This is a genomic window from Jiangella asiatica (assembly GCF_004349065.1).
Classification (GTDB): domain Bacteria; phylum Actinomycetota; class Actinomycetes; order Jiangellales; family Jiangellaceae; genus Jiangella; species Jiangella asiatica.
On the sequence record NZ_SMKZ01000008.1, the window covers coordinates 115,359 to 129,213 of the forward strand.

A 13,855-nucleotide genomic window follows, 5' to 3' on the forward strand; every position below is an offset into this window, starting at 1 on the left:
GCGTGGGAGAATTGCCATCATGCTCAGATGGCTGACAGCGGGGGAGTCGCACGGCCCTGCCCTGGTCGCGGTCCTCGAGGGACTTCCGGCCGGTGTCGAGGTGACCACCGCCGACATCGATGCCGCGCTCGCGCGACGACGGCTGGGGTACGGCCGCGGTGCCCGGATGAAGTTCGAGGCCGACGCGGTCACCGTCGTCGGCGGGCTGCGGCACGGCCGTACGCTGGGCAGCCCCGTCGCCATCCAGGTCGGCAACACCGAGTGGCCCAAGTGGCGGCAGGTGATGGCCGCCGACCCGGTCGACGAAGCGGACCTGGCGCACCTTGCTCGCAATGCTCCGCTGACCAGGCCGCGCCCCGGGCACGCCGACCTCGCCGGCATGCAGAAGTACGGGTTCGACGAGGCCCGCCCGGTGCTGGAGCGGGCCAGCGCGCGTGAGACGGCGGCCCGGGTGGCGCTGGGTGCGCTCGCGTCGGCGTTCCTCGCGCAGGCCTACGGCATCCGGCTGGTCAGCCACACCGTCGAGCTGGGGACGGTGGCGGTGCCGGCCGGCGCGGCGCTGCCCACGCCCGACGACGTCGACGCGCTCGACGCCGACCCGCTGCGCTGCTTCGACGCCGACACCAGCAAGCTCATGGTCGCCGAGGTCGACGCAGCGCACGACGAAGGCGACACCCTCGGCGGCGTCGTCGAGGTCGTCGTCACCGGCATGCCGCCGGGCGTCGGCAGCTACGTCCACGGCGACCGCAAGCTCGACGCCCGGCTGGCCGGCGCTCTCATGGGCATCCAGGCCATCAAGGGCGTGGAGGTCGGCGACGGTTTCGAGCTGGCCCGCACCCGCGGCTCGAAGGCGCAGGACGAGATCGTGCCCGTCGACGGTGGCGGCGTCCGGCGCACCTCGGGTCGCTCCGGCGGCATCGAGGGTGGCATGTCCACCGGCGGGACCCTGCGGGTCCGGGCGGCCATGAAGCCCATCTCCACCGTGCCGCGGGCGCTGCGCACCATCGACATCGCCACCGGCGACGTCGCCAAAGCCCACCACCAGCGATCCGACGTGTGCGCGGTGCCGGCGGCCGGTGTCGTCGCCGAGGCCATGGTCGCGCTGGTCGTCGCGGAGCTGGCGCTGGAGAAGTTCGGCGGCGACTCCGTGGCCGAGACCTCCCGCAACCTCGAGGCGTACCTCGACGCCATCCCGCCGACGCTGGTGGTGCGCTGATGGCGCCGCGCGTGGTCATCGTCGGCCCGCCCGGCGCCGGGAAGACCACGGTCGGCGGGCTGGTGGCGCGGCGCCTCGGCGTCGGGTTCCGCGACACCGACGTCGACATCGAGCGCACGGCGGGCAAGCCCATCGGCGACATCTTCATCGAGGACGGCGAGCCGGCGTTCCGCGCGCTGGAACGCGACGCCGTCGCCGCCGGGCTGGCCGAGCACGACGGCGTCCTGGCACTGGGCGGCGGGGCGGTCGGCTCGGAGGACAACCGCAAGCTGCTCGCCGGCCACCTGGTCGTCTTCCTCGACGTGGGACTGGCCGACGCCGTCGCCCGCGTCGGCCTCAACCGCGACCGGCCGCTGCTGCTGGAGAGCCCGCGGGCCCAGCTCAAGCGGCTGCTCGACGAGCGGCGCCCGCTCTACCTCGACGTCGCCGTCGTGACGGTCGACACCGGCGGCCGCACGCCCGATGAGATCGCCGACGAGGTCGCGCGCCATGCCTGAGGCCGGCGGCCCGACGCGCATCCGAGTCGGCGGCGAGCAGCCGTACGACGTCGTCGTCGGCACCGGACTGCTCGGCGAGCTTCCCGGGCTGCTCGGCGCGGGCGTGCAGCGGGTCGCCGTCATCCACCCCGGTGCGCTGCGCACCACCGCCGACGCCGTCCGCGACGACCTGCTGGCGCAGGGGTACGAGGCGCACGCCGTCGAGGTCCCCGACGCCGAGGACGCCAAGACCGCCGAGGTCGCCGCCTACTCCTGGTCGGTGCTGGGCCGCATCGGCATGACCCGCTCCGACGCCGTCGTCGGCATCGGCGGGGGAGCCACCACCGACCTCGCGGGCTTCGTCGCTGCCTCCTGGCTGCGCGGCGTGCGGTGGGTCCCGATCCCGACGACGGTGCTCGGCATGGTCGACGCGGCCGTCGGCGGCAAGACCGGCATCAACACCGCGGAGGGCAAGAACCTCGTGGGCGCGTTCCACCCGCCCGCCGGTGTCCTGTGCGACCTGGCGGCGCTGGAGTCGCTGCCCGTCAACGAGTACGTCGCCGGCCTCGCCGAGGTGGTCAAGGCCGGGTTCATCGCCGATCCCACCATCCTCGACATCGTCGAGGCCGACCCGGTGGCCGCGGCCGCCGCCGACGGGCCGCACGTGCGCGAGCTGGTCGAGCGGTCGATCCGGGTCAAGGCCGAGGTCGTGGGCGCGGACCTGCGCGAGTCGGGGCTGCGCGAGATCCTCAACTACGGGCACACGCTCGGCCACGCCATCGAGAAGCTCGAGCGGTACCGGTGGCGCCACGGCGCCGCGGTCTCGGTCGGCATGGTCTTCGCCGCCGAGCTCGGCCGCCTGGCCGGTCGGCTCGACGACGACACCGCCGACCGTCACCGGGCCGTGCTGGAGCTGCTCGGCCTGCCGACGACGTACGACGCCGGCGCCTGGCCGCGGCTGCTCGAGACCATGCGCATCGACAAGAAGAGCCGCGGCGACCGGCTGCGGTTCGTCGTCCTCGACGCGCTCGGCAAGCCGGGCATCCTCGAGGCACCGGACCCGCAGCTGCTCGCGGCGGCGTACGCGGAGGTCGCGCGCCCGTCCTAGCGCCGGCTCAGGGCTGGAACCGCCAGCGGGTCGGGTCGTACGGCGCCCCCTCCGCCGAGCCGTAGCCGAAGGCGACCGTCGGGACGAGCGCGTGGACGTCGAACGGCCCCGGGCCGGCGGTCGGCGCGCCCTCGGCATGGAACGTGCCGTCGCGGACCTCGACCTCCCAGCCGTACTCGGACAGGTATCGCTCGGCGACCAGGCGCAGGGTGGCGTCGTCGCGGACGATCCCGGCCAAGCCCTCGACGGCCAGGTCGATGCCTTCGGCGTTGACGGCGACGACGCAGCGCGGGTCGGTGGCCAGGTTGCGGCCCGCCCGGCTGCCGGGCCAGACGGAGAAGTGGAGCGTGCCTTCCAGCACGACAGCCAGGATCGGCACCACGTGCGGTCGGCCGTCCGGACGCGCCGTCGACAGCCAGTAGGTGTCGGCCCGGTCCAGCGCGTCCAGCGCCCGCGGCCACGGCGTCGTCGCCGCCGCGTCGTCGATCATCGAGGTGGTGTGCGGTTCGGTGCTGCTCATCGTGCCGCCTCCTTCGCTCCCTCATCTTGGCACGCGACGTCACGGCTCTGGCGACCGAAATGTCCGGTTCGCAGCGCCGGAACGACGTGCCAAGGCGCTCACGGCAGCAGTAGTGGCACGCCGTACATCCCGTGCGCCCGGATCGAGCGGTTCGCCAGCGGGCGATGACGGCGTCCGGGCGGCGATGGAGTTCGGCGCCGGTCCAGCGGGGTGACGACGAAGCCCATGTCTTCGAGCCGCTCCGGTGGCAGCTTCTCCGTCCAGAGGGAGGGCTCTGCTGGGCTCCATGGGCCGTCGTACTTCACCCGGCCGTCCGCCTCGCCGATGAGGCGGTACCGCCGCCACGCGAAGTCGGCGCGGGCGCCCCCCGGCGCTGGGCGGTGATCCATGCGTTGCACTCCGGCAGCGCCAGGCCGTGTCGCAGGAACAGTGCGAAGGATGCCGACTCGAGGGGAGACTCGCGTAGCCCGGAGGCGTGCTCGGCCACCAGGCGCGCCGTAGCTACTCCTGGCCAGCCGGCCAGGTCCTGGGTCGTGGCTGCCAGCACATCCGGTGTCGTGATGCCGCTGCGAAATGCCGCGTCAGCGACGATGGGGCCGGCCTCGAGCCCTTCGGTCCGGGCGAGGTCGCCGTCGGTGCGTTCCCACACCTCAGGTGAGCAGAAGACGCCGTGCCGCACGACGACGAGCCGTCCGGAGCGCACGCGGTGCCGGATGGCGCTCTCGGTCAGCCCGGCGTCGCGGTGTCGGCCAGTACTCCGCGAACCGTGGGCCACAGGCTGTGGGGTTGGTACGCAAAATCATCGCTGGCGCGGTCGATAGGTCCGATTCACCGTGGTGAGATGGCGTGCCAAGGTGATCGGGATAGGGTCGGGGCGTGACGACGCGGGTGCTGGTGCTGAACGGTCCCAACCTCGGCCGGCTGGGGTCCAGGGAGCCGGACGTGTACGGCGACACCTCCTACGCCGGACTGGTGGAACGCTGCGGCAAGGTCGGCGCCTCGCTCGACCTCGAGGTCGAGGTCCGGCAGACCGACGACGAAGCCGAGCTGGTCCACTGGCTCCACACGGCCGCCGACGACGCGACGCCGGTCGTCCTCAACCCGGCCGCGTTCACGCACTACTCCTACGCGCTGCGCGACGCGTGCGCCCAGCTGCGGGCGCCACTGATCGAGGTGCACATCTCCAACCCGGCCGCCCGCGAGGAGTTCCGGCACACCAGCGTCGTCGCGGGCGTCGCGACCGGGACGATCGCCGGCTTCGGGCTCGCCTCCTACGACCTCGCGCTGCGCGCCGTCGCCACTCTCGTCGCCTGACCTCTGGGTCCGAGAAGCGACGGCGCAGCCGGCAGAGGCGCGGCTAGAAACCGTCGACGAGATCCTTGGCCTCCTTGAGGCTGAGGCTGGTGTGCTGGCGCAGCTCCTTGATCGCGTGGATCTTGCGGCCCTGGGCGGCGAGCTGCCGCACCCGGGCCATCACCTCGTCCGGCGCGGGCGCTGCAGGCTCCGGCACAGCGGGTGCCGCCGGCGGGCTGACCGCGGCGAGCGCCGCGGACTGCGTCATCCGGTCGACGAGGTCCTTGGCCTCCCTGAGGCCGAGGCCGGTGTGCTGGCGCAGTTCCTTGACGGCGGGGATGATCTTGCCCTGGGCGGCGAGTGCCTGGACCCGCGCCATCGCGTCGGCGGAGATTCGATCCTCGGGCGCGCTGGGCGGCGACTGCGCCGGCGAGGCACCGTCGGCGATGCGGTCGACGTAGCTCTTGGCGCGCGCCAGGTCGAGGCGGGTGCGTTCGCGCACCACCTTGATGGCCTGTATGCGGTGCCCCTGGCCGACGAGCCGCCGCACAGAGGCGTCGAGGTCGGCCTCGTCGGAGTCCCCGTGCTCGACGGCGGCGGCCGGCGACGTCGCCGTCGTCTGGACGGCCGGCCCGGCGACGGCCTCGGCGCGGCCGCGCACGATGACGACGACGAATCCCAGCACCAGACTCGCGGCCAGCGCCACGACCACGATCAGCCACAGGTCCATGGCGGCACCGTACCGGTCTGGTCAGGGGGAGTGGTCGACGAAGCCGAGGTCGGCGGCCGCGGCCAGCTGGTCCGGGTCGTACGTGGCGAAGCCGATCTCGTCGCCCTGACCGGCCAGCGGGCGGGCGGTGAGGTGGGCGATGGCCAGGTGCAGTGCGTCGAGCGCGCGGATGCCGAACCGGCGGACCAGCACGCGCGCGGTGTTCTCGGTGTCGAGCGTGTTGGCGCGGATCAGCACGATGGGTCCGGCCGGCGAGACCTCCTCGTAGAGCTTTGCCAGCAGGGTGTCGACGTCGCCGATGCGCCGGCTGCGGGCCGCCCGGACCAGCGCCGACGACACCTCCAGCAGCGCCAGAGTCGAGGTCGTCAGCACGGAGCGGCTCTCCACCAGGCCGCGGGCGACGGCGTGCTTCGGCTCGTCGGCGAGGTAGGAGCGGACCAGCACCGACGAGTCGACGTACGTGAGCACTGTCACCGTCGGTCCGACCAGAGCTCGTCGACGACCGGACCGACGCCCTCGGTGGCGCGCAACGCTGTCGTGAACCGTTGCGGTGACACCTGAGGCGCCGGGTTCTCGACCAGGATGCCGAGCTCGCGGGCCTTCTCGCGGAGGTCGTGGCGGCGGGTGTCGACGTCGTCGGCCGACGGGGGTGGTGGCGGCGCGGCGGCGGAGAGCACCTTGTTGGCCAGCGCGTTGATGGAGACGCCTTCGCGTTTGGCGCGCGCGGTCAACCGGCGGTGGAGGTCGTCGGGGATTCGCAGCAGGAGCTGGCGCATGACGGCGATGATATCAGCCTGACACGCTGTGATAGCAAGGCTGCGCGTGCTCAGAGCGCGTCGAGGAACCGCCGCGCGTCCCGGGTGTTCATGCCGGTGCGGTCCTTGAGCAGCCGGATGGCCGCGGTGCGGCGCAGGCGGTCCTGGTTGACCAGGCTGCGCAGCGTCGACAGCAGTTCGGCGTCGACGGGGCCCCGTCGACGCGCGTGGGAGGGCGCCGCGGTGCTGGCCGGCTCCGGCTCGGGGAAGACCTGGCCCGCCTGGAGCGCGTACACGATGGCGGTAGCCTGCGGTATGGGCAGGCTGGCCCGCTTCTGCAGATGCTTCACGGCCTGGTCGGTATTGCCCCTCGTGGCGATGTCGCGCACCTGCTCCTGCAGTTCGCGGCCGAGGCGCACACCGGGAGGGGGTGTCAGGGGGGAGGAGAACGTGGGTGCGGTTCTGGTCTGCGGCCCCTGCCGAATGACCAAATAGCTCATGACGAGGGCCAATATGACGATGACGATCAGGCCTAGAATGAGCATGATCAACAGAGTAGTCGAGCCGTGATCAACTGCGAAGCACCTATCTCAATTATTGAAATGGCCCCGCATCCGCGCTGGACACGGGGTTGGAAAGGGCTGGTGAGATGTCGGAGAACCACGCACGGCGACGTGCCGCGCTGGCAAAGCACATGGTCGATGACAAGATTGATGTGGCGCTAGTCACGCACTTGGTCAACGTCCGTTACCTAACAGGTCTCGACAGCAGTAACGCGGCTTTGCTCCTTGCGGCGGACGGGTCGGCGGTGCTGGCGACTGATAGTCGTTATGCTACGGCGGCTGCGGCCGTAGCTCCAGACGTGGAGCTCGTCGTCGAGCGGGGTGTCGCGGCGGCGCTGGCGGCCCGGGCAGCACGCACCGCGACGCCGGCCGGCAGCGTCCGGTTGGCGGTCGAGGAGCACGCCATCACGCTGGAGCTGTGGAGCTCCATCGAGGCGGCCCTGGACGGCGCCGGCGGCACGGTCGAGGTGTCCCACCTGGATCGCGCGGTGGAGAAGCTGCGCGCGGTCAAGGACGACGGGGAGCTGTCCCTGCTGGCCGAGGCGTGCGCCATCTCGTGCCGGGCTCTGGACGACCTCTACGCCGCCGGCCGGTTCCTCGGTCGCACCGAGAAGGAGATCGCCCGCGACCTGGAATGGCGGATGTTCGGGCACGGCGCCGACGGCATCGCCTTCGAGACCATCGTGGCCACCGGGCCCAACAGTGCCATCCCGCACCACCGTCCCACCGAGCGGGTCGTGGGGCGCGGCGACCTGCTAAAAATCGACTTCGGCGCCGCCTACCGCGGCTACCACGCCGACTGCACCCGGACCTCCGTCGTCGGCGCGCAGCCGCGGGACTGGCAGCGCGAGATCTACGACCTCGTCGCCCGGGCGCAGCGGGCCGGCACCGAGGCCATCCAGGTCGGCGACGATTGCATCGCCGTCGACCGAGCCAGCCGCGAGATCATCGACGCCGCCGGCTACAAGGAGAACTTCGGGCACGGCACCGGCCACGGCGTCGGGCTCGAGGTCCACGAGGCGCCGACGCTCGGATACTCCGCGACGGGTACACTGGCCGATCGCATGGCGGTGACCGTCGAGCCCGGGATCTACCTCCCGGAGCGCGGCGGGGTCCGGATCGAGGACACGCTGGTGGTTCGGGCTGCCGGTGGTTCCGAGCTGCTCACACCGACCACCAAGGACCTGCTGGTCCTGGACGCGTGACGCGCCGGCGCGGCCGGGAGGCGGGGCGCGGTCCAGACGGCATCGACGACGAAGAAGGCAACGAACGACGTGGCGACGACGAACGACCTGAAGAACGGCCTGGTACTCAACCTCGACGGCCAACTGTGGAGCGTGGTGGAGTTCCAGCACGTCAAGCCCGGCAAGGGCGGCGCCTTCGTGCGCACCAAGCTGAAGAACGTGCTGTCGGGCAAGGTGGTCGACAAAACGTTCAACGCCGGCGTGAAGGTCGAGACCGCCAACGTCGACCGGCGCGAGATGACCTACCTGTACCGCGACGCCGACGACTTCGTGTTCATGGACACGCAGACGTACGACCAGACCCACGTCTCGGCCGCCACCGTCGGCGGCGCGGAGAACTTCATGCTGGAGAACCAAGACGCGACCGTCGGTTTGCACGACGGCACGCCCTTGTTCGTGGAGCTCCCCGCGTCCGTCGTGCTGACCATCGAGTACACCGAGCCGGGGCTGCAGGGCGACCGCTCCACCGGCGGCAACAAGCCGGCCCGGCTGGAGACCGGCTACGAGATCCAGGTGCCGCTGTTCATCACGACCGGCGAGAAGGTCAAGGTCGACACTCGCGACGGTTCGTACCTCGGCCGCGCCACCTGACGGGCCGACTGGATGCCCGCGAGGAGCCGTGCCCGCAAGCGCGCGCTCGACATCCTGTACGAGTCGGAGATGCGCGGCCTCAGCCTCGGCGCCACCCTGTCGCACCGGATGGCCATGGCCGAGCAGCCGCTCAACGAGTACACCGTCGCCCTGGTCGAGGGCGTCATCGCGCACCATGACCGCATCGACGAGCTGATCTCGACGTATTCGCAGGGCTGGACGCTGGAACGCATGCCCGCGGTCGACCGCAACGTGCTGCGCATCGGCGTCTACGAGGTCATGTACCGCGACGACGTCCCCGACCCGGTCGCGCTGGACGAGGCGGTCTCGCTGGCGCGCGAGCTGTCGACCGAGCAGTCCCCGACCTTCGTCAACGGCCTCCTCGGCCGCCTGGTTGCGGTCAAGCCGAGCCTCACCCTCTGACCCGACCCACAGCCCCCGACCCCCAACCGCCATCCGCCCGGCGGCGGTCGGCACCGCGCCTTCGCCCGCCGAAATGATCACGTTCAGCACGTAATCTCGTGTCACACCATGCTTGCAATCATGGTGAGGCTCGGGGGATCCTGCTGAACGTGATCATTTGAGGCGCTGCGACCCCGACCCGCCGAGCGACTGATCGGCGCCGGCCGCACAGCCACGCTCACCGCTGCCGCCGAAACCCGGTCGTGGACCGGCCACCCCACCGGCTCGGCCAACATCGGGAACGGGCCCGACGACGGTGACGCGTCACCTGGTGTGTCTCGACGCCGCGGCATGACCCAGACAGCGCCACCCGACCTCGATGACCAAGCCCACGCCCCAGGACCCGGAACCGGAGCCAGTGCGCGTCCGCCGCCATCACGGTCGACGCCGGCCATCGACCTCACTCCGATGCGAACGGCCCACGGAAGCACCAGGAGAGCGGAATGATCACGTTCAGCAGGATCCCCCGCGCCTCACCATGATTGCGAGCATGGTCTGACACGAGATCTCGTGCTGAACGTGATCATCTCGGCGCAGGAGCGAGGGGTGGCCACGCCGGAGCAGCGGCCAAGCGGCGAGCCGGCCAAGCGGCGAGCCGGCCAAGCGGCGTCGCGTGGCGTCATGCCGCCGGGTGTCCCGCGCCCGTCGGCATGCTCCCGTCAGTCGGAGCCGCGGCGCATCCGGCTGGAGAGGTTGTCGAACAGCTTTCCGCCGGCGTCGCCGACGCTGTTGACGACGTCGCGGAGCACGCCGATGAGCGGGTCGGCCGACCGGTTCCACGACTCCTGGTACGACTTCGCGGCGTTGCGGACCTCCTGGCTGGTGGAGGTGCTGGTGTCGTCGGAGCGGCGGGCGTAGTCGCCGGCCAGGATGCGGCTGTACTCACCGGACGCGGCCCAGTGATCCAGCTCGGCCAGCCGGACGACGGCGTGCGGGTGGGTGCGGCCCATCAGGCTCAGCAGCTTGATGAGCCCGTCGCGGGCGTCCTCGGCGGCGTCGTACTCGCGGGCCTGCTGCAGGAACGCGTCGACGCTCATCTCGCCGAGCCGGGAGCCGCCGGCCAACTTCATGAGGGCGCGCTTGGCGGCATCCGGGTCCTGCGAAGTCAGCAGCCCGGCCCGGTCACAGGACAGCTCGGACTTGCGGTGCCACTCCTCGAGGGCGAGGACAATGGCGCGCAGGCCCATGTAACCCAGCGGGATCCACGCGACCCGCAGCGCCAGGTTGGTCAGCGCCAGCAGCAGCGTCCGGTAGACGGCGTGCCCGGACAGGATGTGCCCGACCTCGTGCCCGATGACGAACCGCCGCTCCTCCGCGTCCAGCAGGTCGAACAGGCCGGTGCTGACGACGACGAACGGGCGGTCCACGCCGATGGCCATGGCCCGCGGATTGGGGTCGGAGATGATGTACAGCTCCGGCCGCTCCGGCAGGTCGAGGATGTGCACGGCGTCCACGACGTCTTGGTACACATCGCGGAACTGGGTCTCGCCGACGCGGACGGAACCGGCGAGGAAGTGCAGGCGCAGGCTGCGCTCGCTGAACAGCCCGGACATCTTCTTGAGGACGGTGTCGAAGCCGCGCAGCGTCCGCAGCGCGACCAGGGCGCCGCGATCGGCCGGGTGCTCGTACGCGCGGGAGCTGATGTCGGGGAAGCGGACTCGGCTGCGATCGGGCTCAGTGGTCATGCGGCCCATCGTAGAACCGATGCCCGGGCAAACGCTGTCGTCGACGGCGTCGGCCCGGGCATCGGCTCACGTCACCAGGACTTTGCGTGCCCCACGAGGCTTACAAGCATGGTGTGACACGCAATTTCGTGCTGAACGTGATCATTTCGACCGGGGGCATGGGTGGGTCACTCGATGGAGACGACGGTGATGCTCTCGGTGCCGGCGTAGCCGACGGTGCCGAGGTACGGAACGCCCTCGTCCAGGCCGGACCAGCTGACCGTCACCTCCGACGGACGCCCGAGCCGGCCGGTGACCGGGTCCGGGGTGACCGTGGCGTTGCCGGCGGCGTCGGAGCCGACGGCGAACGTGCGAAGGCTGAAGTCGACCGGGGAACCGTCCGGGCTGGAGAACATGTGCACCAGCACGTGGTACGTCCCTGCCTCCGCCGCGGACAGGTCGACCAGTTCGTTGGCCGCTCCCGTGGCTCCGTTGACGTCCAGCTCGGATCCGTCGGGACCGAAGACGTACATGTCGTAGTCGGCCGAGGAGTCCGCGGAGTGCAGGTCGATGCGGGCCAGCGAGGTGCCCTCGGGCACCGTGAACTCCACCAGCTGCGACGATGCGTTGCCCTCGGTGTCGGGCGACTCGCCCGGGGTGAGGGTGCCGTCGGTGACCACGGCCGGAACCAGGCCACGCAGGGTGAGGTCGACGGCGTCGTCGGAGGCCGGCGTGATGTCGTACGAGACCTCGCCGCTGCTGCCGCTGCCGGTGACCTCGGGCGGCGCGGCCACCGCCACCGGGCGGGCCACGATCGGGCTGCGCACGGTGGTGCCGCCGCCGCTCCAGGTCAGCGCGCCGTGGGCGTACTCGTCGAACGGCGCGGTGGTGCGGGTCAGCGTGACCTCGAACGTCTTGGTCTGGCCGGGCCGGCCGAAGTAGAGGACCGACGGGGTCACCTTGGCGGTGAAGCCGGGCACCGAGACCGACGCGCGATACAGGCCGGGCGTGACCGCCGTGACGCTGCGGGTGATGGTCTGCTGTCCGGGCAGCGCGCCCACCGCGATGGACGGCTGGTTGAGGTCGGACGGGTCGATCGGCTCGACGCCGGGGATGCCGGTCTCGGTGCCGGTGCCCTCGATGAACGACAGCCAGTCGTCGACCCCGGACTCGTACACCAGGCCGGGGGAGAGGAACCGGGTCGGGTCGACCTGCCCCGCGCCGGCGTGGAACAGGTCGCCGTCGTCGCTTCCGTCGGCATTCTTCAGATCGTCGGCAGTGGTCATCATGGCCGACTTGACCGCCATGGCCGACCACTCCGGCTCGGCGGCGCGGATGAGCGCGGCCAGGCCGGCGATGTGTGGCGAGGCCATCGACGTGCCGGAGATGAAGTTGAAGTCGTTGCCGCCGTTCGGGGCGGGTGCCACCGCGGCGAGGACGTCGACGCCGGGCGCGGCGATGTCCGGCTTGAGCAGGTCGCCGCCGTTGGCGTCGGCCGGACCGCGCGAGGAGAACCCGGCCAGCACCGGCGCCGGTGTCGGCGGCAGGTCGGTCTGGTCGCCGACGAGCAGCGCGGCGGTGGCGCCGTCGGTGGCGGCGTACGTGCGCACCTCGGCGGCGTCGGCCGCACCCAGGTGGGTGGTCGGGATGACGTGGAAGTCGGCGTTGAGGGTCTCGGCCTCGTCGAGGTTGCCGAGGATCGTGCCGACACCGCCGGCCCGCTGGACCTCGGCGGACTTGGCCACTCGGTCGTAGACGCCACGGTCGCAGATGACGATGGCGCCGGCCGCCTGGGCCGCGTCGACGGAGTCCGGGGCGCACAGGGCCGCCTCGTCCGGGTCGACGCCGTCGGCGCCGATGTCGCGGGCGTAGACCAACGGGGTCTGCTCCGGCACGCCGACGTCGCTGATCATCGCGCCGCGGAAGAGCTGGCCGTCGCCGAGCTCGACGGTGCCTTCGTAGACCACATGGGTGCTGGCGGCGACGGTGGTCAGCCACGGGCTGTTGTGCGCGACGGTGGAGGTGCTGGGCCCGCTGTTGCCGGCCGACGCCGCGACGAAGACGTTGGCCGAGGCCGCGGAGAGGAACGCCAGCTCGACCGGGTCGACCACGGTGTCGGTGGCGCCGGAGATCGAGTAGTTGATGACGTCGACGCCGTCGAGGATGGCCTGGTCGATGGCGGCGACGGAGTCCGACGGGTAGCAGCCGCCCGTGGCGGGGTCGTCGTCCTCCCAGCAGACCTTGTAGGCGGCGATCGCCGCGCCCGGCGCCATGCCGGAGCCCTCGCCGAAGTCGCGCTCGTTGACCGACATCGGAACACCGTGGTTGCCGGCGGCCGTGCTGGCGGTGTGGCTGCCGTGGCCGTCGCCGTCGCGGGTGGAGATGCGCTCGTCGGGGTCGTGGTGCTCCGGCGGTACGTTGCTGACGAAGCCGTCCTCGAAGTACCGGGCGGAGACGAGCTTGGAGTTGCACAGGTCGGCGGTCCAGTCCTCGCCCGGCTCGCACTCGCCGGTGAAGACGTCGCCGTTGGCCTTGAGCATGGCCGTCTCGGTCTCCGACGTGCGGTACGGCACGCCGACCTCGTCGGTGGGCTCGTCAGCCAGCTCGTCGCCGGCGAAGGAGGCGCTCTCGGGCCAGATGCCGCTGTCGATGACGCCGACGACGACGCCCGCGCCGGCCTCCGCCGGGCCGCCCAGCCCCGCCCACACGCCGTCGTTGCCAGTCAGGCCCAGGAACTCCGGCGAGTGGACGGTGTCGACCTCGCGCGGGGTGTCGGGAACGACCGCGAGCACACCGGGGTCGGCGGCCAGCTCCGCGGCCTGCTCACCCGAGAGCTCGGCGGCGAACCCGTTGACCGCGACCGTGTACTGGTAGAGCGGGTCGGCGCCGACGGCGTCGGCGACGGAGTCCTGCCGCTCGCGCAGGTGGCCGCGGTAGTCGCGGACCTCGCGGGAGTCCGCCCGCAGCTTCTCGCCCTCGCCGGGTTTGGTGGCGCGCAGCCCGGCCACGCCGCCGTCGTACGTGGCCGCGGGCGGCTCGGTGAGCACCACGACGTACGAGCCGTCGGCGAACCTGGCCGGCTGGGGTGTGCCGGCGACGTCGCCGTCGGGGGCGGCCAGCGCGAGGCCGCCGGCGGCCAGTGCCGTGGCGGCGATCACGCCGACGACGGAGGTGGTGGCGAGCCGTGCGCGGCGGCGCGGTCGCCGGGTGGTCGGGGTCGACACAGGCGTCCT

16 protein-coding genes are annotated in these 13,855 nt (G+C 71.8%); 7 read left to right on the forward strand and 9 right to left on the reverse strand.

Annotated features, from left to right (window positions below):
* Positions 1-19 precede the first annotated feature (19 nt).
* The 3 genes from aroC to aroB are packed head-to-tail and all read left to right on the forward strand — an operon-like array spanning position 20 to position 2,800.
* The gene (aroC, locus tag E1269_RS08190) at positions 20-1,216 is read left to right on the forward strand and encodes a chorismate synthase (protein WP_131893214.1); all 1,197 of its coding nucleotides are present in this window, start codon (positions 20-22) and stop codon (positions 1,214-1,216) included.
* A complete protein-coding gene (locus E1269_RS08195; protein ID WP_131893216.1) occupies positions 1,216-1,713 on the forward strand; it encodes a shikimate kinase in 498 nt (165 codons plus the stop codon). Before aroC ends, E1269_RS08195 begins: the two co-directional genes overlap by 1 nt.
* Positions 1,706-2,800, forward strand: coding sequence for a 3-dehydroquinate synthase (gene aroB, locus E1269_RS08200; protein ID WP_131893218.1), 1,095 nt, complete (start codon positions 1,706-1,708; stop codon positions 2,798-2,800). The genes E1269_RS08195 and aroB overlap by 8 nt, the downstream gene beginning before the upstream one ends.
* Before the next feature lie 7 nt (positions 2,801-2,807).
* On the opposite strand, the gene E1269_RS08205 is transcribed toward aroB, so the two are convergent.
* The 3 genes from E1269_RS08205 to E1269_RS08215 form a co-directional block, all read right to left on the reverse strand.
* The gene (locus E1269_RS08205; RefSeq protein WP_131893220.1) at positions 2,808-3,320 is read right to left on the reverse strand and encodes a pyridoxamine 5'-phosphate oxidase family protein; all 513 of its coding nucleotides are present in this window, start codon (positions 3,318-3,320) and stop codon (positions 2,808-2,810) included.
* Positions 3,321-3,418: 98 nt separating this feature from the next.
* Entirely contained in the window at positions 3,419-3,625 is a 207-nt protein-coding gene (locus tag E1269_RS08210; protein ID WP_131893222.1) for a hypothetical protein, read from the reverse strand.
* Positions 3,622-4,023 carry a hypothetical protein gene (locus E1269_RS08215; protein WP_131893224.1) on the reverse strand — a complete coding sequence of 134 codons (402 nt, stop codon included), beginning with the start codon at positions 4,021-4,023 and terminating at the stop codon, positions 3,622-3,624. The genes E1269_RS08210 and E1269_RS08215 overlap by 4 nt, the downstream gene beginning before the upstream one ends.
* A 173-nt stretch (positions 4,024-4,196) precedes the next feature.
* Here E1269_RS08215 and aroQ point away from each other — a divergent pair, with 173 nt between their 5' ends.
* Complete coding sequence (gene aroQ, locus E1269_RS08220; protein WP_131893226.1) at positions 4,197-4,634, forward strand: type II 3-dehydroquinate dehydratase; 438 nt, start codon at positions 4,197-4,199, stop codon at positions 4,632-4,634.
* Between the two features lie 43 nt (positions 4,635-4,677).
* Here the strand turns inward: aroQ and E1269_RS08225 are convergent, their stop codons facing one another.
* From E1269_RS08225 to E1269_RS08240, 4 genes are read right to left on the reverse strand one after another with little or no spacing between them, the layout of a single operon-like run.
* Positions 4,678-5,343: a ribosomal protein L7/L12 gene (locus E1269_RS08225; RefSeq protein ID WP_131893228.1), complete on the reverse strand. Its 666-nt coding sequence runs from the start codon at positions 5,341-5,343 to the stop codon at positions 4,678-4,680.
* Between the two features lie 21 nt (positions 5,344-5,364).
* Positions 5,365-5,817: a type II toxin-antitoxin system VapC family toxin gene (locus E1269_RS08230; protein WP_162606283.1), complete on the reverse strand. Its 453-nt coding sequence runs from the start codon at positions 5,815-5,817 to the stop codon at positions 5,365-5,367.
* Positions 5,814-6,119: a toxin-antitoxin system HicB family antitoxin gene (locus E1269_RS08235; RefSeq protein ID WP_131893232.1), complete on the reverse strand. Its 306-nt coding sequence runs from the start codon at positions 6,117-6,119 to the stop codon at positions 5,814-5,816. Before E1269_RS08235 ends, E1269_RS08230 begins: the two co-directional genes overlap by 4 nt.
* A gap of 50 nt (positions 6,120-6,169) precedes the next feature.
* Positions 6,170-6,643: a hypothetical protein gene (locus E1269_RS08240; protein ID WP_131893234.1), complete on the reverse strand. Its 474-nt coding sequence runs from the start codon at positions 6,641-6,643 to the stop codon at positions 6,170-6,172.
* A 104-nt stretch (positions 6,644-6,747) separates the two neighbouring features.
* On the opposite strand from E1269_RS08240, the gene E1269_RS08245 reads away from it, so the two are divergent.
* From E1269_RS08245 to nusB, 3 genes are all read left to right on the forward strand, one after another.
* The gene (locus tag E1269_RS08245; protein ID WP_131893236.1) at positions 6,748-7,866 is read left to right on the forward strand and encodes a M24 family metallopeptidase; all 1,119 of its coding nucleotides are present in this window, start codon (positions 6,748-6,750) and stop codon (positions 7,864-7,866) included.
* Between the two features lie 69 nt (positions 7,867-7,935).
* A complete protein-coding gene (gene efp, locus E1269_RS08250; RefSeq protein ID WP_131893238.1) occupies positions 7,936-8,496 on the forward strand; it encodes an elongation factor P in 561 nt (186 codons plus the stop codon).
* Positions 8,497-8,508: 12 nt separating this feature from the next.
* The gene (gene nusB / locus E1269_RS08255; RefSeq protein ID WP_131893240.1) at positions 8,509-8,919 is read left to right on the forward strand and encodes a transcription antitermination factor NusB; all 411 of its coding nucleotides are present in this window, start codon (positions 8,509-8,511) and stop codon (positions 8,917-8,919) included.
* A gap of 698 nt (positions 8,920-9,617) precedes the next feature.
* On the opposite strand, the gene E1269_RS08260 is transcribed toward nusB, so the two are convergent.
* On the reverse strand, positions 9,618-10,643 hold the full coding sequence (locus E1269_RS08260) for a M48 family metallopeptidase (RefSeq protein WP_131893242.1): 1,026 nt from the start codon (positions 10,641-10,643) through the stop codon (positions 9,618-9,620).
* Positions 10,644-10,810: 167 nt separating this feature from the next.
* The gene (locus E1269_RS08265) at positions 10,811-13,846 is read right to left on the reverse strand and encodes a S8 family serine peptidase (protein ID WP_162606284.1); all 3,036 of its coding nucleotides are present in this window, start codon (positions 13,844-13,846) and stop codon (positions 10,811-10,813) included.
* Positions 13,847-13,855: the final 9 nt, after the last annotated feature.

Excerpts from the sequence above, each read along its gene's own strand:
- nusB (WP_131893240.1), top strand. The coding sequence starts at position 8,509 with ATGCCCGCGAGGAGCCGTGCCCGCAAGCGCGCGCTCGACATCCTGTAC.
- E1269_RS08235 (WP_131893232.1), bottom strand. The coding sequence starts at position 6,119 with ATGCGCCAGCTCCTGCTGCGAATCCCCGACGACCTCCACCGCCGGTTG.
- E1269_RS08245 (WP_131893236.1), top strand. The coding sequence starts at position 6,748 with ATGTCGGAGAACCACGCACGGCGACGTGCCGCGCTGGCAAAGCACATG.
- E1269_RS08225 (WP_131893228.1), bottom strand. The coding sequence starts at position 5,343 with ATGGACCTGTGGCTGATCGTGGTCGTGGCGCTGGCCGCGAGTCTGGTG.
- E1269_RS08260 (WP_131893242.1), bottom strand. The coding sequence starts at position 10,643 with ATGACCACTGAGCCCGATCGCAGCCGAGTCCGCTTCCCCGACATCAGC.
- E1269_RS08195 (WP_131893216.1), top strand. The coding sequence starts at position 1,216 with ATGGCGCCGCGCGTGGTCATCGTCGGCCCGCCCGGCGCCGGGAAGACC.
- E1269_RS08240 (WP_131893234.1), bottom strand. The coding sequence starts at position 6,643 with ATGCTCATTCTAGGCCTGATCGTCATCGTCATATTGGCCCTCGTCATG.
- aroC (WP_131893214.1), top strand. The coding sequence starts at position 20 with ATGCTCAGATGGCTGACAGCGGGGGAGTCGCACGGCCCTGCCCTGGTC.
- E1269_RS08205 (WP_131893220.1), bottom strand. The coding sequence starts at position 3,320 with ATGAGCAGCACCGAACCGCACACCACCTCGATGATCGACGACGCGGCG.
- aroB (WP_131893218.1), top strand. The coding sequence starts at position 1,706 with ATGCCTGAGGCCGGCGGCCCGACGCGCATCCGAGTCGGCGGCGAGCAG.